Origin of the sequence: Lentzea sp. NBC_00516 (genome assembly GCF_036346835.1) — a bacterium.
In the GTDB taxonomy this organism is placed as follows: Bacteria; Actinomycetota; Actinomycetes; order Mycobacteriales; family Pseudonocardiaceae; genus Lentzea; species Lentzea sokolovensis.
This window is the reverse complement of record NZ_CP107840.1, coordinates 9163572-9186853: the sequence shown is the minus strand read 5'-3', so window position 1 is coordinate 9186853 and position 23282 is coordinate 9163572. Positions and strand designations below refer to the sequence as shown.

Here is a 23282-nt window from a genome sequence, read left to right as displayed (position 1 = left end):
AGTGCAGGACCCGTTGCAGTTGCTGGACATCCCGTCGTTGCTGGGCGACGAGGAGCGCGACATCCAGGCCACCGTCGCGCAGTACCTGACCGACCACGTCCGGCCCCACATCGCCTCGTGGTTCGAGGAGGGCATCCTGCCGCGCGAGCTCGCGCGGGAGCTCGGCAAGCTCGGCGTGCTGGGCATGCACCTGGAGGGCTACGGGTGCGCGGGCACGTCGGCGCTCGCGTACGGACTCGCGTGCCTGGAGCTGGAGGCGGTGGACAGCGGCATCCGCAGCTTCGTGTCCGTGCAGGGTTCGCTGTCGATGTACTCGATCTGGAAGTACGGGTCGGAGGAGCAGAAGCAGGAGTGGCTGCCCCGCCTGGCCGCCGGTGAGGCGATCGGGTGCTTCGGTCTGACCGAACCGGACTTCGGCTCGAACCCGTCCGGCATGCGCACACGGGCCGTGCGCGACGGCTCGGACTGGGTGCTCAACGGCACCAAGATGTGGATCACCAACGGTGGTCTCGCGGACGTGGCGACGGTGTGGGCGCGGACCGAGGACGGAATTCGAGGATTCCTCGTTCCTCGCGGCACCCCGGGATTCTCGACGCGGGACATCAAGCAGAAGCTGTCAATGCGAGCATCCGTCACTTCCGAGTTGATCCTGGAGGACGTCCGGCTGCCGGAAAACGCCCGCCTGCCGCTCGCTACTTCCTTGCGCGCGCCGCTCACATGTCTGAACGAGGCTCGGTTCGGGATCGTGTTCGGCGCTGTCGGCGCCGCGCGGGATTCGTTGCAGGCGGCGCTCAGCTACGCCGGCACGCGCATCCAGTTCGACCAGCCGATCGCCGCGTTCCAGCTCACCCAGCGCAAGCTCGCGAGCATGACGGTGCAGGTCAGCAACTCGATGCTGCTGGCGTTGCACCTCGCGAGGCTCAAGGAGGCCGGCACGCTCAAGCCCGAGCAGATCAGCGTCGGCAAGTACAACAACGTCGAGTCGGCCATCGCGATCGCGCGGGAAAGCCGGACCATCCTCGGCGCGAACGGCATCTCGCTGGAGTACTCGCCCTTGCGTCACGCGAACAACCTGGAATCCGTACTTACTTACGAGGGCACTTCCGACATCCACCTGCTATCCATCGGCCACGCGTTGACCGGAATCGCATCATTTCGTTGATCGTTCGCCCTATCCTGCACTCCGCAACGGGGTTCGCGGGTGGGAGGACGTTCTGCCGGAGGAGACAAACAGCCGCAGTGACGCGCGTCGCAACCGCAAGCGATTGCTGGATGCCGCGACGCACGTCCTGCGGGCTGAACCAGCAACGGCGACGATGCAGTCGATCGCGCACAAGGCCGCGCTTTCGCAAGCGACGGCGTATCGGCACTTTCCGTCCGTGGAAGCGCTCGTGGTGGCCTACCACGAAGACGTCATGGCGTCGTTGGTCGAACACGGCGAACGGTCTCGCAAGACCGGCAAGGAACTGTTCGAACACCAGGCCGCACGCTGGGTCAAGCTGCAGAACCTGCACGGCCCGGTGATAGCGCGGTTCTCGTCGCAGCGAGGTTTTCTGGAACGGATGCAGTGCGGCGAGGCCACGGCGGCGTTGTCGTGCAGCGCGTGGGACCAGGCGTTGCGCGGTGTGCTGATCGACCTGGCGCTGCCGGACGCTTTGTTGAACGTGGCACGGTTTCTGCACAACGCGTTGTTCGCCCCGCGAGAGATCCTCGACCTGACGAAAACCGCCGGACTACCTGACGAGCAGGTGGTCCGGCGGCTCTCCGACGCGTTCTACGGCGCGCTCACGGGCTGGGCCTCGCACTAGATCCCGAGCGGGAGCACCCACTTCAGTTCGGACTTGACGTTCGGACGGCCGTCGAGCGGGTCCTCACCGGCGATGCCACCGGCCGCGATCTTGTCCAGGGTCTTCAGACCCTCGGGCAGGATCTGGCCGAACACCGTGTAGTTCGGACGCAGGATCGAGTCCGACTGCACCAGGAAGAACTGCGAGCCGTTCGTGTCGGGGCCGGCGTTCGCCATCGCGAGCGTGCCGCGCGGGTAGATGCGACGCTGGCCGGTCGGGTCGTTCGGCGCGGGCTGCAGGTCGGTCGGCAGTTCGTCCTTGTACTTGTAACCGGGGCCGCCCTCACCCGTGCTGGACGGGTCGCCGCACTGCAGCACCTTGAGCGTCGGGTAGGCGGTGAGCCGGTGACACTCGGTCTGGTTGTAGAAACCGCGGTGTGCCAGGTGGATGAAGCTGTGCGCGGTGCACGCCGCCTTGGCGCGGTCGAGCACCAGCGGGATGTCGCCCTGATTCGTCTTCACCTTCACCAGGACCTTGCCCTTGGTGAACCACGGGTCGTGCGGGATCGACACCGGGCGAGCCGCGGGCTCCTCCGGTGTCGCGGTGTAGCCGCAGTCGGGCCGGGCCGTCTGAACCTCGGCGGACGCGGTGCCCGTCGTGATGAAACCAACGGCCAGCGCCGCCACTGCCAGTCCAGCTGCGATTCGCCTCATGCGCGTTTCCTAGTGCAGCGTTGGTGGCCGGGCAAGTTTTAACGGATCACACGTGCTGCTCAGTTGTCGCGCGACTCTTCTGGCCGCACGTCGCGAGCGCCAGCACGGCAGCGCGTTGCCGCACTCGTCCGATGTGGAGGATGAGCCGGTCGGCGCGCGGTGCTCGTCCTGGCCGCACTTCACTCGATCCAGCGACGTGTATCGGATCCGAGACCGGGTACCCGAACTGCATAGGGAGGTAATGCAGTCATGGGATTCGACGAGTTGAAGAACAAGGCCAAGGACCTCATCGGCCAGCACGGTGACAAGGTCGATCAGGGTGTCGAACGTGCGGGCCAGTTCGCCGACGACAAGACCGGCGGCAAGCACAGCGAGCACATCGACAAGGGCGAGGACAAGCTCAAGGAAGGCCTCCGGAACTTCGGAGGCGAGCAGCAGCAACAGCAGTAGTCACGCGAGCAGCGTGGTTCGCGTGTGAGTTACGCGGATTGGAATCACTTCCGCGATCCCGGCGACCCGGTTACCGTCGTTCGCCGGGATCGCGGAGGTGACGGTGGATCCGAGCGGAGTGACGAGGGCGGCACGGCTGACAGCGTTGGCCGCGTTGTGCCTGGTCACCGTCGTTTTGCTGCTCCCGGCGGCCATCAGCGTGAGCACCGGCGGGCCCGTTCCAGGTTTCTTCGGCGAGTTCGGCCGGTGGTTGTGGCCCGCGGTGGGCGCGATGGTGCTCGTCGCGATCGGTCTCGCGCTCTGGGAACGTGTCCGCGGTCACGAGACCAGCAACCGCGCCGCCGCGCTCGACCGGGTCGAGTCACGGGTGAAGACGCTGCTGGCCGCCTCACTGGCTGCTCAGACGCAGATCAAGCTCGGTGTTCTGCAGCAGCCCAAGCTCTCCGTGCGCGTCGAGGGCGAGGAAGTCTCGTCGCCGGACCTGGAAGCCGTCTACGACCGTCTCGGCCACAGCATGGTTCTGATCGGACCGGTCGGCAGCGGGCGGTCGACGTTGTTGCGCGAACTGTGCCTGGCGTTGGTCGAGCGGGCGCGTGACGATCCCGAGGCACCGATTCCCGTGGTCGTGGACCTGGCGACGTGGCGTGCGTACGGCACTCGCAAGCCCACGGAGTTCACCGCGTGGTTGCTGCGGGAGTTGAACCGCCGTTACGGCATCAGTCGCTCGGCGGGCACGATCTGGCTGCGCCGCGAGCGGGTGGCCGTGCTCATCGACGGCCTGGACGAGGTGCCGCAAGTCGACCGCGCACTCTGTGAGTCCGAACTCGCGCCGTTCGCCTCGGTCGTGACCTCGACGGAGCCGATCGAGAACCTGCCCTCGGTGTTCGTCGAGCCGCTGTCGCGCGGTCAGGTTCTCGAGTACATCGCTTCGGTCAGTCCCCGGCTCGACAGCCTGGAGGCAGCGCTCACCCCGGCGATCTGGGAGCGGCTGGACTCGCCGCTGGCGCTGAACCTGCTGGCGCTGACGCACCTGGACAAGCAGGTCGACGCGATCGGCATCGACTTCGTGGGTTCGTTCGTCGCGGAAAGGCTTTCCAGCCAACGCGGCGCAGGTCCCACCATTCGCGCGTTGAAGCTCCTCGCACGGTTGGGGCGGCCGGACCTCGGTGCGCCCGTGCACATGCCTCACCGCCGTGCGTGGCTTCCGCTGCTGCCGACTCGTCCGTTGTGGTTGCTGTTCGTGCGCGCGGTGCCTGCCGCATATGCCGGTGGCGTGTGCGCCGTTGCGTTCATGACGGGACTGCGCCTCGGGTTGTGGCCCGCATTGGTGTTCGTGGTCGCCGCGTCTTCGTTGCTCGTATTGGTCAACAGACTGCCGCACGTCTTTCACCCGCCGGGACGCGCGCACGGCATTCTGACTGCCGCGCTGGGATTCCTGGCCGGGGTGTTCGCGGGATTGCTGGTCGGGCTCGCCGGTTTGTGGCTGGGTGGAATCGGCACGCCGTGGCCGTACCTCGTGGCGTATGTGTTCGTGGTGGTGGCGTCATTCTTCTTGGCGTTGGGTTTTTTACCAGGTTCCGCTCCTGTGCCGTGGGCGGTGCTGATCGCCGCCGCTCCTGGTGTCTCGATGATCTGGATCGGCCCCTACGTGGTGCTGGCGGGCATGGGCGTCGGCTTCTCCGCAGGCGTCGCAGGCGGAGTTTTCGCCGCCGCCGTCGGACGTGTGTGGAGCACGGTGCGCCCGGCGCAACAGCAACGCATGCGTCTGGGGCGCCCGTGGTGGGTGCAGCCGACTGTCCCGGTTCTCGGCACGGTCGGTCTACTGGGTGGGATCGGTGCGATGGGGTCCTGGGGAACCGCACTGGGAGTAGCACTGGGATTGCTGGTGACCCCGACCGCCGCCCGCGACTACGTCTGGCCGTTCGACGCGCTCGCCGAGGTCGCCGCGGAGGGCGTCACGCGTCCCCTCTCATTGGGCGAGTTGTCCTTCCGCCGCAAGGCTTTGCTCCACCTCGCACAGGACCGGTTGCTGCTCACCCGCGTCGACGGCGAGTACCGCTTCGCACACGTCGCCCTGCGCGACCACTTGGCGTCGTGCGACCCGACGGCGCTGCTTCGTGCCACGCGTCGTTGAACCTTCACCATCTGCGGGCCGTACGGCCTGACAGAGAGGTCGGGTGTTGTGCATGCGCTGGTCGAAGGGCTGGATCGCGGGGGCCGGGGTTTTTTCGGTCGTCGCGGCGATCGGAGGTACGGCCTTCGCCCTTGCCGGGTCCGGCGGCTCCACGTCGCAGTCGGGGGTGGCGGGCAAAGAGGTGTGTTCCGGGCAGCAGGTGAGGACGGCGAGCTCGAAGGGGCCGGCCGGTGTGCTGTCGGACCAGTTCCCGGTCGGGACGTTGTTGCGGCTCTCCAATCCCGCCAACGGGCGGGCGATCACCGTGTCGGTCACCGGGGCGTCGACCGGTTGCGCGGTGCTGAACACCGCTGCGTTCGATTCACTCTCGTCCGCCGAAACAGGTCAGAACGGAGTGGACGGCCTTCTCCGCCGCATTCGGGTGGAGATCGTCGGAAACGCGCCGGCTCCGACACCCACCACCCGGACTCCCACTTCCCGCGTGCGGGCTTCCGGAACTGTGGGCCCGGTCGTCTGCGACGGCGCGACCGTCGGGTTGTCGGCCGTCGGCGGGGCTCCCGGGGCGTTCTCGTCACAGCTTCCGGTGGGGACTTCGGTGCGGGTGAGCAATCTGGACAACGGAAAGCAGACGACCGTGCCGATCGTCGGTGTCGGAACGGGCTGCGTCGTGCTGAACAGCGCGGCTTTCGACCTGGTCGGGGAATCGGGGAAGAACGTGATCAAGCGCGCCCAGATCGAAAGGGTGACCTGACCCGATCACCAGTCCATCGGCTCGCCGGGCTCCTCCGGTTCCGGCCACTCGTCCACGGCGTCGCCAGAGCCCCACGCCGCACCGCCGGTGGTCGTGGTCTTCGGCTTCGGCTTGGGGGGCTGGGCGGCGACAGGCGCGGCCGCGGCGGGTGCGGGCCCGCCGGCCGCCACGACCTCCAGGATCTGCTCGCCGTACTTCGTGAGCTTGGCCTGGCCGACGCCGCTCACCGCGCCCAGCGAGGCGAGCGAGCCGGGACGTGACGCCGCGATGGACTTCAGCGTAGCGTCGTGGAAGATCACGTAGGCCGGGACGCTCTGCTCGCGGGCCTGCTGGGCCCGCCACTCGCGCAGTGCCTCGAAGAGCGGGCCCGCGTCGGCCGGCAGGTCCACCTTCACCTTGGCCGCGCCGGAAGAGGACGCCGTGCGCGTCGTCGAGCGGGCAGGCGTCGGGTCCTTGCGCATCTTGACTTCGCGCTTGCGACCGAGGACCTCGGTGCTCGCCTCGGTGAGCACCAGCGTCGAGTACTCGCCCTCGACGGCCAGCAGGCCCTGGGCGAGGAGCTGGCGGACCACGCCGCGCCACTCGCTCTCGTTCAGGTCCTCGCCGATGCCGAACGTGCTGAGCTGGTCGTGGTCGAACTGGATGACCTTGGCGGTCTTGCGGCCCAGCAGGATGTCGATGGCCTGACCGGCGCCGAACTTCTGGTTGCGCTCCTTGCGCAGCCGGTAGACCGTGGAGAGGACCTTCTGCGCGGCCACCGTGCCGTCCCACGACTCGGGCGGTGTGAGGCAGGTGTCGCAGTTGCCGCACGGCACGCCGGACTCGTTGAAGTACTCGAGGATCCTGGTGCGGCGGCACGTGATGGTCTCGCAGAGGGCGAGCATCGCGTCGAGGTGCGCCTGTGACCGGCGGCGGAACGCGAGATCGCCCTCCGAGGACTCGATCATCTTGCGCTGCTGCACCACGTCCTGCAGGCCGTAGGCGAGCCAGGCCGTGGACGGGAGACCGTCACGGCCCGCGCGGCCCGTCTCCTGGTAGTAGCCCTCGACCGACTTCGGGAGGTCGAGGTGGGCCACGAAGCGGACGTCCGGCTTGTCGATGCCCATGCCGAAGGCGATCGTCGCGACCATGACCAGACCGTCCTCGCGCAGGAAGCGGGCCTGGTTGCGCTGACGGACCGACGAGTCGAGGCCCGCGTGGTACGGCAGCGCGGGAATGCCGTTGGCCACCAGGAACTCGGCCGTCTTCTCCACCGACGCGCGGGACAGGCAGTAGACGATGCCGGCGTCGCCCTGGTGCTCACGGCGCAACAGGTCCAGCAACTGCTTCTTCGGCTCCTTCTTGCCGACGATGCGGTACTGGATGTTCGGCCGGTCGAAGCTGGAGACGAACTGACGCCCCTCGTTCAGCTCCAGGCGCGTGAGGATCTCCTTGCGCGTCGCCTCCGTCGCGGTGGCGGTGAGCGCGATCCGCGGCACCTTGGGCCAGCGCTCGTGCAGGTGCGTGAGCGAGAGGTAGTCGGGCCGGAAGTCGTGGCCCCACTGGGAGACGCAGTGCGCCTCGTCGATCGCGAACAGCGCGATCTCGCCCTGGTCGAGCAGGCGCAGGGTCGCCTCGGACGTCAGCCGTTCTGGCGCGAGGTAGAGCAGGTCGAGCTCGCCGTTGACGAACTCGGCCTCGACCATCCGGCGTTCGTCCCAGGACAGCGAGGAGTTCAGGAAGCCCGCGCGCACGCCCAGGGCGCGCAACGCCTCCACCTGGTCCTGCATCAGCGCGATGAGCGGGGAGATCACCACGCCCGTGCCGGGCCGCACCAGGGCGGGCACCTGATAGCACAGGGACTTGCCGCCGCCGGTCGGCATGAGCACGAGCGCGTCGCCACCCGCGACCACGTGCTCGACGATGGCGGCCTGATCGCCGCGGAACTCGGGGTACCCGAAGACGCGCTGCAGAACCTGCAGCGCGTCCCCGTGGTCGGTTGAACCCATGCCGCCGATGCTAGCGAGCAGCACCGACAGTCCGGTGCGCTAGCCCAACCGGCTCGTCGTACCAGCGGAAACGCTGGCGGCGGTCAGCGGAGCGGCCGAGGCGGCCGGCACCGCGCCCTTCAGCGGGATCCGCACCGACGTGTCCGCCAGGTCGACGGTCAGCCGGGGCAGCTGGCTCGGCCGCACGATCGCGCTCGAGTCGGTGCCGCCGATGAGCAGGCCCAGCCGGTGCCCCGCCGGGATCACGTGGTCCGTTGTGGACAGTCGGAACGTCATGCGGTACTTGGTTCCTGGCGTGATCGTGCGCGGGGTCGAGAGCGACTGGTAGTTGGCGAGGTCCGCCCAGCCGCGCGCGATGATCTGCGCGTCGACGTTGCCCGTCGTGGCCTCCGTGTTGCGGTAACAGGCGTCATCGCCCGTACGGCTCTCGCCCCAGCACGACTCCGTGCTCAGGGTCCGGATGCCCTCGCCCGTACGCACCGTCGCCGGTCCGTAGTCGACGAGGTACGCCGTGAGGTGCGCGGTCGGCGTCGACGACGACACCCCCACCGTGATCGACGACGTACCCGCAACGCGCAGGTCAGAGGTCAGCGCGGCCGTCGAGTAGAGCACCCTGCCGGTGTTCGAGCCGGAGAGCCAGGTCGACGGCGTCGCGTTGCCGTTGTCGGTGAACGCGGCCGTGCCGGTGCCGGGCGCCGTGCCGAGTCCCGAAGAAGAAGGACGCAACACGGTGCTGACGGTGCCCGAAGGTGGCCACGTCTGGTCGTCCACCCACTGGTTGGGCGCACGTTCCGAGGAGATCTGCGGTTCGTTCTCGATCCCGTTCTGCACGTTCAGCAGCCAGCGGTCGAACCACCGGTGCAGCGTCGGGACCCACTCGCCGCGCCGGAAGTCGAACGGGTCGACGTGCGCGGTCTGCGAGAACCAGAGCTTCTTCGGCACCGAGGCGGGCACCGCGTCCCAGAACTGGCCGTACTGCAGTGTCTTCACGTTGAGGTCGTTCAGGCCGTGGATAGCGAAGATGGACGCCTTCACGTTCGACGCGTTGCGCACGAAGTCCCGTGTCTGCCACATCGCCGTGTAGTCGCCGTTGGCGGGCGAACCGTTCGTCATCTGCGTGCGCACCGCACCACATCGTGAGCGCGCGTTGGAGTTCTCGAACTGCGAACCCAGTCCGGTCGGCGAGCTGTAACCGGGGTACGCGACGCCGTCCGAACGGAACCAGTCGTACCAGGAACTGATGGCCGCGATCGGCACGATGGTCTTGAGCCCGTCGATCCCGGTCGACGCGACGCCGTTCGCGATCGAGCCGTCCCACGACTTGCCGATCATGCCGACGGCACCGGTCGACCAGGAGGCGGTCTTCGTGGTGGCGCCGGTCAGGGTCGAGTAGCCGGTGCGGCGGCCGTTGAGCCAGTCGATCAGGGCCGTGCCGGACGCGATCTCCGACTGACCGCCGACGTCGACGCAGCCGCGCGACCGGTTCGTGCCGAGGAAGTCGACCAGCACGACGGCGTAGCCGCGCGGGACGAAGTAGTTGTCGTAGAAGAGCGGGAACTTCACCGGCAGCCCGGCGGAGTCGTAGGTCTTGACCTCGCTCTCGTTGCCGCGCCCGGCGCTCTGGTAGTAGGGACTGGCGTCCATGATCACGGGCACGCGCCCGGTCGTGGACGGCCTGATGATGTCGGCGGTCACCCGGTCACGGGTGCCGTCGCCGTCCAGATCGAGCCCGGAGTCGACGTAGACCGTCTCCCGGACCGCGTCGGCCATCGAGTGGATCGGCGCGGACACGCCGCCGGACAGGCTGAACGCTGGTGTCGCCGCTGTGGCAGGGATTGGCGTCAGGATCAGGGCCCCTGCTAACGCCACTACAACACGAACACGCTTCATGAAGATTCACGCTAAGGAGTGAAGAAGTCGCCCCGTCAGAGCCGAAAGGCTTGACCCTCTGCTGTTGCGCCCGGCACTCCCCTCACGAATATTCGTTCCTCGTGAGCTTCAGCTTCGAACCCGGCCGCACCCGCGTCGTCTTCGGCCGCGGCACCGTCACCTCCGTGCGCGCCGAGGTCGAACGGCTCGGCGCGACGCGGGTGCTGCTGATCGCCCGGCACGGCGGCGACAAGGTGGCGGCCGAGCTCGGCCCGTTGCTCGTCACCCGGTTCACGGGCGCGGCCATGCACACGCCGGTCGAGGTCACGGAGCGCGCGCTCGTGTCGTTGCGCGAGCACGGCGCGGACTGCATCGTGTCGGTCGGCGGCGGATCGAGCACGGGGCTGTCGAAGGCTCTCTCGGTACGCGCGGGCGTGCCGCAGATCATCATCCCGACGACCTACGCGGGCTCCGAGGTCACGCAGGTGCTCGGCGAGACGGCGGAGGGGCTGAAGAAGACGCGGCGGGACGCGGCGATCCAGCCCGGCACCGTCATCTACGACGTCGATCTCACGCTGGACCTGCCACTCGACGTCACGGTGACGAGCGCGCTCAACTCTCTCGCGCACGCCGTCGCCGCCCGAGGCAACGAGAACCCGTTGATCGACGCCATCGCGACCAGGGCGGTCGAGGGTGTTTTGCACGCTTTGAGCGGAAATCCGTCCACTGTGGAGGCGCGGACCGAGCTGCTGTCCTCTGCGTGGCTCGCGGGCACGTGCCTCGCGTCCGTCCCCATGGGACTGCACCACAAGCTGGCGCACGTATTGGGTGGTTCGTTCGGATTGCCGCATGCCGCTACGCACACGGCGTTGCTGCCCCACACGGCGCCGTCCGATCTGGCCGGTCGCATCCACGACACGGCCACGCGGTTCGGTGCGGCGACCTCGTTGCGCGAACTGGGGATGGCGGAGTCCGATTTGTCCCGCGCCGCGGAGATCGCCGAGCATCCGGACGCCCTGCGAGTCCTGACGAACGCCTGGCGCGACGCATCATCCGACTGACGGGTTGTCATTCTTAAGGCTGATGTTCACAGCTCTGAACTCAGACGAACCTCCGATGTGCTTCCTGAAGACTTCCTGAAGTATCTGGAGCATGCTCAGCCCGTTGGATCTGTCCCTGATAAACGGACCGATCCCCAAGGCCGCCACGGTCGCGGCCGCGCTCGCTCTCACGTACCTGGCAATTCGGAAGAACCGGACCTGGTGGGTCCGCGTGCTGCCGATCGTCGTGCTGGCGTGCGCGCTCGTGGTGACCGGGCTGACGCTTGTGATCAACGACGTGTGGAAACCGTGGCCGGAGCCGATGCCGATCATCCTGATGGTGTGGCTGGGCGCGGCGCTCGTGGCCGTCAGTCTCGCCGTGGCGAGGCTACGGCCTTCACGGTGGTACGGACGTGTGTTCACCGTCGTCGCCGCCGTGGTCGTCATCTCAAGCGCACTCACGGCCACGAACGCGCACTACGGGCTGTACCCGACGTCACGGGCCGCACTGGAGGTGTTCCACAACCCGAGCGTCGACCTGCCGGACAGCGTTCCGGTCGCGGACGTGCTCGACCTGCCCGCCGGCAAGAAGCTGGCCGACGTCTGGACCGGCGCCGGCGTGCCGGACAAGGGCACGCTGTCCGAGATCGAGATCCCGGGCGCGATGAAGACGCGTCCGGCGTGGATCTACCTGCCGCCCGCGTACGCGGCGAAACCCCGTCCGCGACTGCCGGTGCTGGTCCTGCTGGCAGGCCAGCCGGGTTCCCCTCGCGACTGGTACGACGCCGGCCGGATCTCCGACAACATGGACGAGTTCGCGCGCGCCCACCAGGGTCTCGCGCCGATCGTCGTCATGCCGGACTCCATCGGCTCTCTCACGGCGAACCCGTTGTGCCTCGACTCGAAGCTGGGCCAGGCGGAGACGTACCTGACCCGCGACGTGCCCAAGTGGATCAAAGAACGCCTCACAGTCGACGAACGCCGTGAAGCGTGGACGGTCGCGGGCCTCTCACACGGCGGCACGTGCTCTCTGCAGCTCGCAGTGCGCGCGCCTGACGTGTACGGCAACTTCATCGACCTGTCCGGCCAGCGCGAGCCCACGCTCGGCACGCGCGCCGAGACGGTCAAAGCCGCGTTCGGCGGTGACGAGGCGGCGTTCGTCCGCGTCAACCCGCTGGACATCCTCGCCAAGCACCAGTTCCCGCAGCTCTCGGGCGTGATCGTCGCCGGCAAGGACGACGGTCAGTACCGCCCGGCGGGAATCGAGGTGTACGAGGCCTGTCGCAGGGCCGGAATGGACGTGCAGTGGAAGGAACTACCGGGAGGACACGACTGGAACGTGTGGCGGCCGGGCCTCTACGGCACTCTGCCGTGGCTCGCGCAGCGGACAGGGCTGGTCAGATGATCGCCAGACTGTTCCGCACGGCACCGTTGACCTGCGCGTTCCTCATCGTCTTCTGGACGGTCGGCGCGCTGACCGGTGCCGTCACCGGCGCGAGCGACGACCTGCTGGCGCTCACCGGGTTCGGCACCGGGAGTCCGTTGTGGACCGTCCTGAGCTCGGCGCTGTGGTCGATGGACCTGCTGGGCTACGCCGCGACCACCGTGCTGCTGCTGGTCGCCGGACCGCTGGCCGAACGCTCGTTCGGTGCGGTGCGGACCGCGGCGATCTTCCTGGCCACGCACGTGCTCGGCTCGTTCCTGGGGCTCGGGCTGGTGCTGATCGGCCGCGACCTGCACTTCGGCTGGCTCGAGTCGCTCGTGGGCGAGGTCGCGGCGGGGCCGTCGATCGGCGGGGTCGGGCTCGTGCTCGCGCTGACGTTCCGGATGCCGCCGCTGTGGAGGCGCCGCGTCCGGCTGATGATGATCTTGTCGGTGCTGGTCCTTACGCTGTGGTCAGGTTGGCTGGAAGACCTGCTCCGACTGTCCGGTGGCGTGGCCGGGTTGCTGATCGGGGCCTTGTTCCTGAAGAGCGGGCCGGCGCAGAAGGCGCGTTCGCTGCAGGAGACGCGGGTGCTGGTGGCGTTGCTGCTCGCGGCGTCGGCGCTCGGGCCGGTGGTGTCGATGATGTCGCCGTACCCGAACGGACCGCTGTGGTGGTTCGCGGACGTCGTGGCGGTCGCTCAGCCGTCGCAGGAGGACGTCGACGCGGTGTGCTCCTCGGATGCGGTCGAGCTGTGCCGGACGATGGTGGTTCAGCTGTCGTACGGCCGGTTCCCCGCGCTCGTGATGTCGCTGCTGCCGGCGTTGCTGCTGCTCGTGCTGGCGGAAGGACTGCGGCGCGGACGGCGGTTCGCGTGGCGGTCGGCGCTCGTGTTCAACGTGGCGTTCGCGGCGTTCATCGGTTCGTACGTCGTGTACGTCGCACAGTTCCCGGACGCCAGTCTGCTGGAGCTGTCGGTCTCGTTCGGTGTGCCGATGCTGGCGCCGCTCGCGATCATCGTGGTGTTGTTGTTGACGCGCAAGCACTTCGACGTGCGTCTACCTCGGCATGCCGTCGTGAAGTTCTGGCGGTTCACGGCGATCAGCGTCGCGTTGCTGTCGGCGCTGTACGTCTTCGGCGGGTACCTGGTCCGCGACCAGTTCACGCCGGAGCCGGGGTTCGGCGCGCTGCTCGCGGACCTGCCGACGCGGTTCCTGCCGCCCGGCTACCTCGACCTGGTGCCGCTGCAGTTCTCCGCCGAGGGGTTCGTCGGCGCGCTGCTGTTCGAGTACACGGGCGTGGTGTTCTGGCTGATCGTGCTGGCCGGTCTGCTGATGGCGTCGTGGCGGACGTGGCCATCGTCGTGCGAGGAAGCGGCGACGCACGCCCGTGAACTGATGCAGCGCCACGGCGGTTCGTCGTTGTCGTACATGACGACGTGGCGCGGCAACCAGTACTGGTTCACGCCCGACGGTGAGACGGCCATCGCGTACCGCGTGGTGGCGACCATCGCGCTGACGGTCGGCGATCCGATCGGTCCGGCGCGGGTGGACGCCGTGCGCGGGTTCGCGGAGTTCTGCGCGCAGAACGGCTGGACACCGTGTCTCTACAGCGTGAGCGCCGAGACGCGGGTCGCCGTGGAGAGCCTCGGGTGGTCCGCGGTGCAGGTCGCCGAGGACACCATGATCGAGCTGGACCAGCTGAGCTTCACCGGCAAGAAGTGGCAGGACGTGCGCACGGCGTTGAACAAGGCCGCCAAGGCCGGCATCACCGCCGAGTGGTGCACGTACGCCGACGCGCCGTACGCGATCACGGACCAGATCCGCTCGATCTCGGCGGAGTGGGTGGCGGACAAGGGCCTGCCGGAGATGGGTTTCACGCTGGGCGGCCTGGAAGAGCTGGCCGGTGACGGCGTGCGCTGCCTGCTGGCGGTGGACGGCGACCGCACGGTGCACGGCATCACGAGCTGGCTGCCGGTGTACGCGGACGGCGAGGTCGTCGGGTGGACGCTCGACTTCATGCGCCGCCGCACGCACGGCTTCCGCGGCTCGATGGAGTTCCTGATCGCCTCGGCGGCACAACAACTCCAGGCCGAGGGAGCGCGGTTCCTGAGCCTGTCCGGGGCACCGCTCGCCCGGCTGGACCGGGGTGAACGGCCGCGGGCGTTGCAACGCGTCCTGGACTTCACCGGACAGGTGCTGGAGCCGGTGTACGGATTCCGCTCGCTGTTCGCGTTCAAGGCGAAGTTCCAGCCGACCTATCAGCCGATGTTCATGGCGTATCCGGACTCGGCGGCACTGCCACGCATCGCGAACGCGGTGAGCCGCGCGTACCTCCCGCATCTCAACGCACGGCAGGGACTTCGGCTCGCGAGCAAGATGATCATCCGGACCCGCGAGCGCGTGACCACGCATGGTCGAACTCGCTAGTCCGAAAGGGTGGTGAGGAGATCCTCTTCATCACACTTCCGCGCAGCTAGGCGAAGATGCGCCGATGACCGTGCGGGGCAATCTGCCTGCCCAGACCACGACGTTCATCGGCCGCCGGGCCGTGCTCGCCGACACCGAGGAGCTCCTCGGCCGGGCACGGCTGGTCACGCTGGCGGGGCCGGGCGGGGTCGGCAAGACCCGGATCGCGGTGGAGACCGGGCGTGCACTGGCTCAGGCGTTCCAGCACGGGGCGTGGCGGGTGCGGCTCGGGGACCTCAAGGACCCTGCTGCACTGGCCCGCACGGTCGCGACCGAGCTGCGGATCGTCGACAACGCACCGGAGGCCGGACTCGGCCGGCTCGTGGAATCGTTGTACGACAAGCACTTGCTGCTCGTCCTGGACAACTGCGAGCACCTGCTGGAGGCGGTCCGGCATCTCGTGCACCACCTGTTGCGCGACTGCGAGGGGCTGACGATCCTCGCGACCTCGCGGGAGCCGCTCGGCGTCTACGGCGAACATCTGCTGCGGGTTCCGCCGCTGGGCCTGGACGACGCGGTGCTGCTGTTCGGGGAACGGGCGGAGGTGGCGCCGAACCTGGCCGAGGTCACCGCGGTGTGCGAGGCGGTGGACGGGCTGCCGCTCGCGATCGAACTCCTGGCCGCGCAGCCGGGCGACGTGCTGTCCGAGGTGCTCCAGCACCCCGAACCCGCCTCCCTGGAGCAGGTGCTCGAATGGTCGGCGCGGCGGTGCACGGACGAAGAACGCCGTTTGTGGGCGCGGTTGTCGGTGTTCCCCGCGGACTTCGACCTCGCCGCGGCCGAGACGGTGGCGGACGCGGACGTGCTGAAACCGTTGTCCGCGTTGGTGCTCAGATCGATCGTGGCGACGGCGACGAGCCCGGTCACCGGGGAGACCCGCTATCGTTTGCTGGACACCGTGTCGCAGTTCGGTGCCCGTCTGCTGACGAACGCGGACGAGCCGTTACGTCGCCACGCGGCGCACTACAGCGAGTTCGTGGAAGAGGCTGCACGCTCGTGGTTCTCGCCCGGCGAAGCGCGGTGGATGGGCAGGCTGTGGGAGGAGTGGCCGAACGTCCGCGCGGCGGTCGGGCACGCGCTGCGGACTCCTGACCTGGCCGCGGCCGGCGCGGCCGTGGCGATGAACGTGCAGCGAGTGCGTTTCACGTCGTTCGCGGGCATGCTCGGCCAGGCGTGGGACCTGCTCACGGCCGCCCGCGAGGTGATCACCGAGGCCCCGCTGCGGACATCGTTGCTGGCGCACTGTGCGTACATGGCTCAGGTGCGGGGCGACTCGGCGCTGGCGTTCCCGTTGATGAACGAGGCACGCGCGTTGCCGCGACTGCCGCTCACCGACGTGCACCTGGTTCTCGCCGAGGCCACGCATCTCTTCTTCGTGGAGGGCTCACCGGACTGCGTGCCGTTGTACGCGCACGTCGTGGAGCTGTGCCGGGAGCACTCGTCGCCGGGCGACACCTACATCACCGAACTGATGCACGCGATGGCCTCGTGCTTCCTGCTGGACGCCGAGTCCGCGGACAAGGCCACGACGGCGCTGGCGAGGCAGGCGGAGAGCAACGGCGTGAGCTGGGCGCACGCCTGGGGTCTGTGGCATCGCGGCCTCTACGAACTGCTGCACGGCGACCCGGCGCAGGTGCATCCGCTGGCGATCCAGGCGTTGCGCACCCAGCTGACGCTCGGCGACACCTGGAGCGCCCCGTTCAGCCTGTGGCTGCTCGCCTGCACGTGCGCCGAACTCGGAGCGAACGACCGCGCGGCGCGGCTGCTCGGCGCGCTGCGGTCGCAGGAACGGATCTCGCGGATCTCGTTCAGCGGCATGAATCCGTTCCACCGGCTGCTGGACCGCGCCGACCGGACCGTCCGCCGCTCGCTCGGCGACGACTACCAGGTGATCACGACGCTCGGCGCCGACCTGCGCCCCGAGCAGGTGATGGCGTTCGCGCTCGAACCGGTGCCGGACTCCGAACGCCGGCCGGTGAAGCCACTGCTGCCCGGCGGCCTGAGCAGGCAGGAGTTCACCATCGCCGGGCTGGTCGCGGACGGGTTCACGTCGAAGCAGATCGCCGCACGGCTGTACATCTCGCCGCGGACGGCGGACCGGCACGTGGTCAACATCCGCGTGAAGCTGGGGCTGCCGAACAGGATGGCGCTCGCGGCCTGGCACCGTTCGGCCTCCGGCGAGCGTTAACGCGCCTCGAACGCCAGCTTCAGTCCCAGCGCGACGAACACCGACGCCGTCAGTCGATCCAGCAGAACCTGCTGGCGCAGCAGGAAAGCACGGGCACGACCGGCCACCGCGATCAGGATCGGCAGCCACACCAGACCGAGTCCGAGGTGGATCGCGACGAGCGCCGCTCCCCACGCCGGCTGACCGGCGGGCATGAACTGCGGCAGCAGCGACAGGTAGAACACGCCGACCTTGGGGTTGAGCAGGTTCGTCAGCAGTCCCACCCGCAACGACGCCCCGGCGCCCGGCACCGGACGCGAGTCCTCCAGCGACGCCGCCTTGCGCGAGTTCCACAACGCCTTGGCGCCCAAGTAGATCAGGTATCCCGCACCGAGCCAGCGCACGATGTCGTAGGCCAGTTCGGACGCCCGCAGCAACGCCGTCAGACCTGCCAAGCTCGCCACGCCCCAGACCAGGCATCCGAGCGTGATGCCGAGAACCACGCCCATCGCCGCGCGTTTACCGCTCAGCAACGCCGTGCGCAACACCATCACCGTGTCCAGGCCGGGCGTGAGGACGGTGAGCAGCGCGACGAGCGAGAAGCTCAGGAGTGCGGCGGTCGACATGCCGCCATGAGATCACACGTCAGCGCGCGTCGACAGCGGTCTTCAAGCCGAACGCGATCAGCGCTGAAGCGGACAGGCGGTCCAGCAGAAGCCGTTGCCGCAGCAGGAAAGCACGGGCGCGGCCGGCCGCCGTGATCAGGATCGGGAACCACAGCAGCCCGAGACCGAGGTGGATGGCCACGAGCACGCCACCCCACGCGGGCTGGCCGACGGGCAGGAACTGGGGCAGCAACGAGATGTAGAAGACGCCCGGCTTCGGGTTGAGCAGGTTCGTCAGCAGCCCGACCCGGATCGCCGCGCGCACCGACGGCACCGGTGCGGGTTCGTCGAGCTCGACCGGACGCCTCGAGTTCCACAACGCCTTGAAGCCCAAGTAGATCAGGTATCCCGCACCGAGCCAGCGCACGATGTCGTAGGCCAGTTCGGACGCCTGCAGCAACGCCGTCAGGCCCACCAGCCCCGCGGTCGCCCACACCAGGCAGCCCAGCGTGCTGCCCACCACGACAGCCATGGCGGCACGGCGGCCGACCAGCAACGCCGTCCGCAGCACCAGCAGGGTCTCCAGGCCCGGGGTGATGACGGTCAGCAGCGCGACGAAGGTGAAGCTCAGGAGCGCGGTGGTCGACATGCCGCCATGAGAACACGGAAGTCCAGCGCCACCAGAAGATTTAACACACGTGACACGATCACACGGGCTTGGTGTAGCGGTGCGCCGGAACCGGGATCGGCCCGTCCGGATGCGGTGCCTGGTGGTCGAACAGGCCTTCGTCGGTCCAGCCCTGACGTTCGTAGAACCGGCGTGCCCGTGCGTTCCCGGCGACGACGGCCAGCCACACTCGGGCATGCCCGTTCGCCGCCACCTCGCTCTCCGCGGCGGCCAGAAGTGCCTGCGCGACACCGGATCCACGATGGCCGGCCGAGACGTAGACCTGTTCGACCTCGTCCCCGATCACCATCACGAACCCGGCGACCTCACCGTTCACCGTCGCGACCGTGGTGTGCCCGACGTGCTCCGACGCGCGTGACTCGAAGGTCTCCTCCGGCCGTGCGTCGACGAGCCGTTGCGGCACGTTGCCGAGGTGCGCATCGCACCAGCCCGGATACCAGATCCGGGCCACCGCGGCGGCGTCGTCCGAGGTCGCGCGCCTGATCTCCATCACTGGCGGTACCAGGCGCGAACGCCCAGGCGCCCGGTGCTGCCGAGGTCGACGAGGATGCGTCCCTCGGGCGTCGTCGCGACCAACGGCTGCCACGTGCCACCCGGCGCGGCCGCCATGTCGACGTACTTGCCGACCTGCGGCGGGTCGACCGACGCGTGCGTGTTCCGCCACACGAACGCGCTCTTCGCCCTCTCACCAGGCTGCACGGTGATCGGCTGCGGCGCGTCGTCGAAGCCTTCGAGCGACGCGATGCCGCCTGAACCGTCGAGGATCTCGACGTCCAACGGCTCTCGCTCCTCGCCGAACAGCTTGACCTGTGGATATCCGTTGAGCTGCAACGGTTCCACACCGCAGTTGACCGCTTCGACGGACATCACGCGCAGGCCCATGGCCGCGTCCGTGACGTTCGTGACGAACCGCAAACCGGTGTCGCACGACGGAGTTTCCGTCGCCTGCGCACCCGTTCCGCACGCGACCAGGCCGACGAGCGCGGCGAAGACGACCAGAATTCTGCCCCCAGATCTCATGTGGCCGATGCTGCCACAGACCTGAGATGGTCCGCCGAAACCTTCACAAGCGGAGGGTGGGCCCTCCACGTAAATAGTTGACATCGACTAGTTAGAGTCGGATAGTCGACATCAACCAAGGAGGACGCATGCGGCGCAAGGTGTCGAACCCGCTGGCGCTGGCAGTGCTGGCACATCTCGTGATGGGCCCCATGCACCCCTACGAGCTGGGCAAACAGCTCAAAGACACCGGCAAGGACCGCAACATCAAGTTCAACCGCGGCTCGCTCTACATGGTCGTCGAGCAGCTGCGGAAGGCCGGTTTCGTCGCTGAGCAGGAGACCGTCAAGGACACCCAGCGGCCCGAACGCACGATCTACGCGCTGACCGACACCGGACGCGACGAGCTGCACGACTGGATGCGCGAGCTCGTCCGCGACCCGGCGCACGAGTACCCGCAGTTCGGCGTGGCGTTGTCGCTCATCTCGGTGCTGGACCCGGTGGAGTCCGTCGAGTTGCTGAAAGCCCGTGCGGACGCGCTGACGAAGGACCTCGACGAGACGCGCGCGATGGTCGGCAAGGCGACCGCCGACGGCGTCCAGTGGATCTTCCTCGTCGAGGAGGAGTACCGGATGTCGTTGGTGGAGGCCGAACTGCGGCTGGTCGAGAAGCTCACGGGGGAACTGGCGAAAGCCGAGTACCAGCACTTGTGGCGGGAAATCTTCGGGAGGGAATGATGAAGGCTTTAGTCATCGGGGGCGGCATCGCGGGCCCGGTCACCGCGCTGGCGTTGCAGAAGGCCGGTATCGACGCGGTGGTCTTCGAGGCGTACGACACGACCGCGGACGGCGTGGGTGGCATGTTGACCGTGGCGCCCAACGGCCTGGCGGCGCTGAAGATCGCGGGTCTGGGTTCGGACTTCGGCGATCCCTTGCGCCACATGGTGATGGCCGACGCCCAGGGCAGGACGCTCGGGCGCATCACCGGGGGCACCAGCCGGGTCGTGACGCGGGCCGAGCTGTACCAAAGGCTGCGCGAGCTGACGGTCGCTCAGCGAGTCAAAGTGGAGTACGGCAAGCGTCTGGTGGACGTGGAAAACCACGAAGACGGTGTCACGGCGACGTTTTCGGACGGCACCAGCGAGTCGGGTGACCTGCTGGTCGGCGCCGACGGCATCCGTTCGGTGGTCCGCGGGATCATCGATCCGGGCGCTCCGGAACCCGAGTACGTCGGCCTGCTGGGTTTCGGCTCGTACGCGGAGAACAGTGGCGTGCACGGCGATCCGGAGACGATGTACTTCGTGTTCGGCAGCTCGTTCCTCGGCTACTGGGAACAACCGGACGGCACCGTCGCGTGGTTCAACAACCTCGCGGTCCCCGAGCCGCTGACGGCGGCCGAGATGGCCGCGATCCCCGCCGCCACCTGGCTGGACCGGCTGCGTGACGCCTACGGGGACGACATGCCGGCGAAGCAGCTCCTGGCGTACAGCAGCACCGTCATCGGCGGTGGCCCGCTGGAGATCATGCCGAGCGTGCCGTGCTGGCACCGCGGCCGCGTGGTGCTGGTCGGCGACTCCGCCCACGCCCCGAGCGCCAGTTCCGGTCAGGGCGCGTCACTGGCGGCCGAGTCGGCGGTGCAACTGGCCCGCTGCCTGCGTGACATCCCTGATCTGACCGAGGCTTTCGCGACCTACGAACGACTCAGGCGTCCCAGAGTCGAACGGATCGCGGCACGGGCGGCCCGCACCAACAGCAACAAGCGCGGCATCGGCCCGATCACCCGGCTGCTCATGCCGCTGGTGATGAAGGCCTTCGGCGCCAAGGCGTTCACGAAGGACCAGAACTACCGCATCGACTGGGGCGCTCAGGTCAGCCGATAGCCGTGCGCCGGGCGGTTCGCCATGCCGTACCGCGGCTGCACCTCCGCCTTGCCCATGGTCACCAGGTGCTCCAGATAACGGCGCGCGCTCACGCGGGACAGTCCCGCCCGATCCCCGACCTCCTGGGCCGAGAGATCGTTCTGGCTGTCCCGCAACGCTTCCGTCACCAGCCGCAACGTCACCGCGGACAACCCCTTGGGCATGGCCAGGGCGCGCGGCCGGTGGTGCATCAACGAGTCGACCTCGTCCTGGTCCAGCACCTGCCCCAGCCGCTGCACCTCGATGCGCTGGGCGAGGTACTCCCGCATCCGATCGAGGAACGCCGTGCGCGTGAACGGCTTCACCAGGTAGTTGTCCACGCCGCGGGACATGGCCTGCCGCACGGTCTCCCGTTCGCGGGCCGCCGTCACCGCGATGACGTCGACCGGCGGTCCACCGCGAGCGCGGAGCCGTGACAACACCTCCAGCCCGGACATGTCGGGCAGGTGGATGTCGAGCAGCACCAGGTCGGGCCGCAACGACTCCACAGCTCGCAGCGCTTCTCCGCCGCGGTGCGCCTCGCCGACGACCTCGAACTCGGGCATCGCCTCCAGGAACCCGCGGTGGATCGCGGCCACGGCGAAATCATCATCGACAACGAGCGTTCGCACGCTCATCGGTTCCCCGTTTCCGGCAGCCACACGTCGAACGACGCGCCGCCGAGTTCCGAGTCGTTGATCGCCACCCGGCCGCTGCGCCGGGTCACCACCCTCGACACCAATGCAAGACCTATTCCTCTGCCGTGCGCGCCCTGGACGTCCTTCGAGCTGACACCCAGGTCGAAGATGCGGCCGCGTTGCGACTCCGCCACTCCCGGCCCGTCGTCGTCCACGACCACCCGCACTCCGCTGACCGACGAGCGCACCAGCACCCGCACGGTTCCACCGGTCTCCACGGCGTCGACCGCGTTGTCGACCAGGTTTCCCAGCACGGTCAACGCGTCGTCGCCCGCACGAATGTCGACGGAGCTGCCGGGATCGAGCCGGAGCTCCACACCTCGTTCGTGCGCAGTGGAGGATTTTGCCAGCAACAGCGCCGCGAGCGCAGGGTCCGCGTTCGCTCCGTCGATGATGTCGGCCGTGACCGAGCCGGCTCCACCGACCCGTTCGATGTAGGCGACGGCGTCGGGGCCGCGATCGAGATCCAGCAGACCGCCGATGACGTGCAGGTGGTTCGAGAACTCGTGGGCCTGGGCCCGCAGCACCTCGGTGACGGTGCGCTGGCCGTCGAGCTCGCGCAACGCGTCGTGCAGTTCGGTCCGATCGCGCAACGTCAGCACGACGCCGACCGCGCGGTCGTCCGTCTTGGCCGTCATCCGGTTCGCGACCAGAACCCGTTCGCCCGCCAGCACCAGCCGGTCCGCGACGTCGTCGTCGCCTCGCGCCAGGTCGAGCAGGCCGTCGTCGAGCACCTCCGCCGCTGGTCGCCCGCTCGGGTTCTCCGCGAGGCCCAGCAGCCGCATGGCCTCGTCGTTGACCAGCACCAGCTTCTCCTGGTCGTCAACGGCGACAACGCCTTCACGGATGCCGTGCAGCATCGCGTCCCTGGTCTTCAGCAGCTGCGCGATCTCGGCGGGTTCGAGCCGGAACGTCCGCCGGCGCACGTGCTGCGTGATCAACGCGGCGCCGAGCACGCCGACCAGCGCGGCGGCGGCGAGCCAGCCGATCAGCTCCGGCAGGTCCTCGGCGAGGTCGGCGGACAGCTGGCTCTCCAGGATGCCGACCGACGCGATGCCGATGATCCGGCCGTCCGCCGCGCGCACCGGCACCTTGGCGCGCAACGACGTGCCGAGCGTGCCCGTCTCCGTGCCGACGAAGACCTCACCGGACAGCGGCGTGCTCGGGTCGGTCGAGACGCGCTCGCCGATGCGCTTCGGGTCCGGGTGGGCGTAGCGGACTCCGTTGTGGTCGGTGACCACCACGTACGTCACGTTGGACGCCTTGCGGATCAGTTCGGCCAACGGCTGGATCGTCGCGGACGGGTCAACGGAATCGAACGCCTCGATGACCGTGGGTAGCCGCGCCACGCTCTCCGCCACGGACAACATCCGGTCCTTGTAGGAGTCGCGGATCCGGTCGCTCTGCAGCTTGGCAGCGAGCAGGCCGGCGGCACAGGTCGTCATCAGCACGATGACCACCTGCAATGCCAGCAGCAAGGCTCCAAACGACACAGACCGACGGAACATGGATGGAATTCTGACGCATCAGCTGTGAAACAGGTCACGAACTAAACGACCAATACGGAACTTACGACCTAACCCTTACGAGGCGCCCACCAGTTAC

Annotated in this window: 20 protein-coding genes; 11 read left to right on the top strand and 9 right to left on the bottom strand. The window is 68.4% G+C overall.

Translation table 11 applies throughout. The features are described from left to right. Position 1: 1 nt before the first annotated feature. Both OG205_RS42705 and OG205_RS42700 read left to right on the top strand, forming a co-directional pair. The gene (locus OG205_RS42705) at positions 2–1162 is read left to right on the top strand and encodes an acyl-CoA dehydrogenase family protein (RefSeq protein WP_330273452.1); all 1161 of its coding nucleotides are present in this window, start codon (positions 2–4) and stop codon (positions 1160–1162) included. Between the two features lie 103 nt (positions 1163–1265). Then, entirely contained in the window at positions 1266–1808 is a 543-nt protein-coding gene (locus tag OG205_RS42700; RefSeq protein WP_330273451.1) for a TetR/AcrR family transcriptional regulator, read from the top strand. On the opposite strand, the gene OG205_RS42695 is transcribed toward OG205_RS42700, so the two are convergent. Further along, entirely contained in the window at positions 1805–2500 is a 696-nt protein-coding gene (locus OG205_RS42695; protein WP_330273450.1) for a peptidylprolyl isomerase, read from the bottom strand. The genes OG205_RS42700 and OG205_RS42695 overlap by 4 nt on opposite strands. A gap of 249 nt (positions 2501–2749) precedes the next feature. Between OG205_RS42695 and OG205_RS42690 the strand changes: the two genes are divergently transcribed. The 3 genes from OG205_RS42690 (at position 2750) to OG205_RS42680 (ending at position 5835) form a co-directional block, all read left to right on the top strand. Then, complete coding sequence (locus OG205_RS42690; RefSeq protein ID WP_319977120.1) at positions 2750–2950, top strand: antitoxin; 201 nt, start codon at positions 2750–2752, stop codon at positions 2948–2950. Positions 2951–3053: 103 nt separating this feature from the next. Next, positions 3054–5084, top strand: coding sequence for an NACHT domain-containing protein (locus OG205_RS42685; protein WP_330273449.1), 2031 nt, complete (start codon positions 3054–3056; stop codon positions 5082–5084). Positions 5085–5136: 52 nt separating this feature from the next. After that, positions 5137–5835: a hypothetical protein gene (locus tag OG205_RS42680; protein ID WP_330273448.1), complete on the top strand. Its 699-nt coding sequence runs from the start codon at positions 5137–5139 to the stop codon at positions 5833–5835. A 5-nt stretch (positions 5836–5840) separates the two neighbouring features. On the opposite strand, the gene recQ is transcribed toward OG205_RS42680, so the two are convergent. Both recQ and OG205_RS42670 read right to left on the bottom strand, forming a co-directional pair. After that, entirely contained in the window at positions 5841–7823 is a 1983-nt protein-coding gene (gene recQ / locus OG205_RS42675; protein ID WP_330273447.1) for a DNA helicase RecQ, read from the bottom strand. A 39-nt stretch (positions 7824–7862) separates the two neighbouring features. Then, positions 7863–9713, bottom strand: a complete 1851-nt coding sequence (locus OG205_RS42670; protein ID WP_330273446.1) for a Xaa-Pro dipeptidyl-peptidase — start codon at positions 9711–9713, stop codon at positions 7863–7865. A gap of 101 nt (positions 9714–9814) precedes the next feature. Between OG205_RS42670 and OG205_RS42665 the strand changes: the two genes are divergently transcribed. The 4 genes from OG205_RS42665 (at position 9815) to OG205_RS42650 (ending at position 16811) form a co-directional block, all read left to right on the top strand. After that, the gene (locus OG205_RS42665; protein ID WP_330273445.1) at positions 9815–10753 is read left to right on the top strand and encodes a maleylacetate reductase; all 939 of its coding nucleotides are present in this window, start codon (positions 9815–9817) and stop codon (positions 10751–10753) included. A 91-nt stretch (positions 10754–10844) separates the two neighbouring features. Continuing rightward, the gene (locus OG205_RS42660; RefSeq protein WP_330273444.1) at positions 10845–12137 is read left to right on the top strand and encodes an alpha/beta hydrolase; all 1293 of its coding nucleotides are present in this window, start codon (positions 10845–10847) and stop codon (positions 12135–12137) included. Next, on the top strand, positions 12134–14584 hold the full coding sequence (locus OG205_RS42655) for a DUF2156 domain-containing protein (protein WP_330273443.1): 2451 nt from the start codon (positions 12134–12136) through the stop codon (positions 14582–14584). Before OG205_RS42660 ends, OG205_RS42655 begins: the two co-directional genes overlap by 4 nt. A gap of 64 nt (positions 14585–14648) precedes the next feature. After that, the gene (locus OG205_RS42650; protein WP_330273442.1) at positions 14649–16811 is read left to right on the top strand and encodes an ATP-binding protein; all 2163 of its coding nucleotides are present in this window, start codon (positions 14649–14651) and stop codon (positions 16809–16811) included. On the opposite strand, the gene OG205_RS42645 is transcribed toward OG205_RS42650, so the two are convergent. The 4 genes from OG205_RS42645 to OG205_RS42630 are packed head-to-tail and all read right to left on the bottom strand — an operon-like array spanning position 16808 to position 19103. Next, positions 16808–17416 carry a LysE family translocator gene (locus OG205_RS42645; protein WP_330273441.1) on the bottom strand — a complete coding sequence of 203 codons (609 nt, stop codon included), beginning with the start codon at positions 17414–17416 and terminating at the stop codon, positions 16808–16810. The two genes, OG205_RS42650 and OG205_RS42645, sit on opposite strands and share 4 nt — an antisense overlap. Before the next feature lie 19 nt (positions 17417–17435). Then, complete coding sequence (locus tag OG205_RS42640; protein ID WP_330273440.1) at positions 17436–18044, bottom strand: LysE family translocator; 609 nt, start codon at positions 18042–18044, stop codon at positions 17436–17438. A gap of 58 nt (positions 18045–18102) precedes the next feature. Continuing rightward, the gene (locus OG205_RS42635) at positions 18103–18573 is read right to left on the bottom strand and encodes a GNAT family N-acetyltransferase (protein WP_330278359.1); all 471 of its coding nucleotides are present in this window, start codon (positions 18571–18573) and stop codon (positions 18103–18105) included. Beyond that, positions 18573–19103 carry a DUF4232 domain-containing protein gene (locus OG205_RS42630; RefSeq protein WP_330273439.1) on the bottom strand — a complete coding sequence of 177 codons (531 nt, stop codon included), beginning with the start codon at positions 19101–19103 and terminating at the stop codon, positions 18573–18575. The genes OG205_RS42635 and OG205_RS42630 overlap by 1 nt, the downstream gene beginning before the upstream one ends. A 128-nt stretch (positions 19104–19231) precedes the next feature. Between OG205_RS42630 and OG205_RS42625 the strand changes: the two genes are divergently transcribed. Continuing rightward, complete coding sequence (locus OG205_RS42625) at positions 19232–19819, top strand: PadR family transcriptional regulator (protein ID WP_330273438.1); 588 nt, start codon at positions 19232–19234, stop codon at positions 19817–19819. Then, on the top strand, positions 19819–20961 hold the full coding sequence (locus OG205_RS42620) for an FAD-dependent oxidoreductase (RefSeq protein ID WP_330273437.1): 1143 nt from the start codon (positions 19819–19821) through the stop codon (positions 20959–20961). The genes OG205_RS42625 and OG205_RS42620 overlap by 1 nt, the downstream gene beginning before the upstream one ends. Here OG205_RS42620 and OG205_RS42615 read toward each other — a convergent pair. Beyond that, the gene (locus tag OG205_RS42615; protein WP_330273436.1) at positions 20946–21617 is read right to left on the bottom strand and encodes a response regulator; all 672 of its coding nucleotides are present in this window, start codon (positions 21615–21617) and stop codon (positions 20946–20948) included. The two genes, OG205_RS42620 and OG205_RS42615, sit on opposite strands and share 16 nt — an antisense overlap. Beyond that, positions 21614–23170 carry a sensor histidine kinase gene (locus tag OG205_RS42610; protein WP_330273435.1) on the bottom strand — a complete coding sequence of 519 codons (1557 nt, stop codon included), beginning with the start codon at positions 23168–23170 and terminating at the stop codon, positions 21614–21616. The genes OG205_RS42615 and OG205_RS42610 overlap by 4 nt, the downstream gene beginning before the upstream one ends. Between the last annotated feature and the right edge of the window lie 112 nt (positions 23171–23282).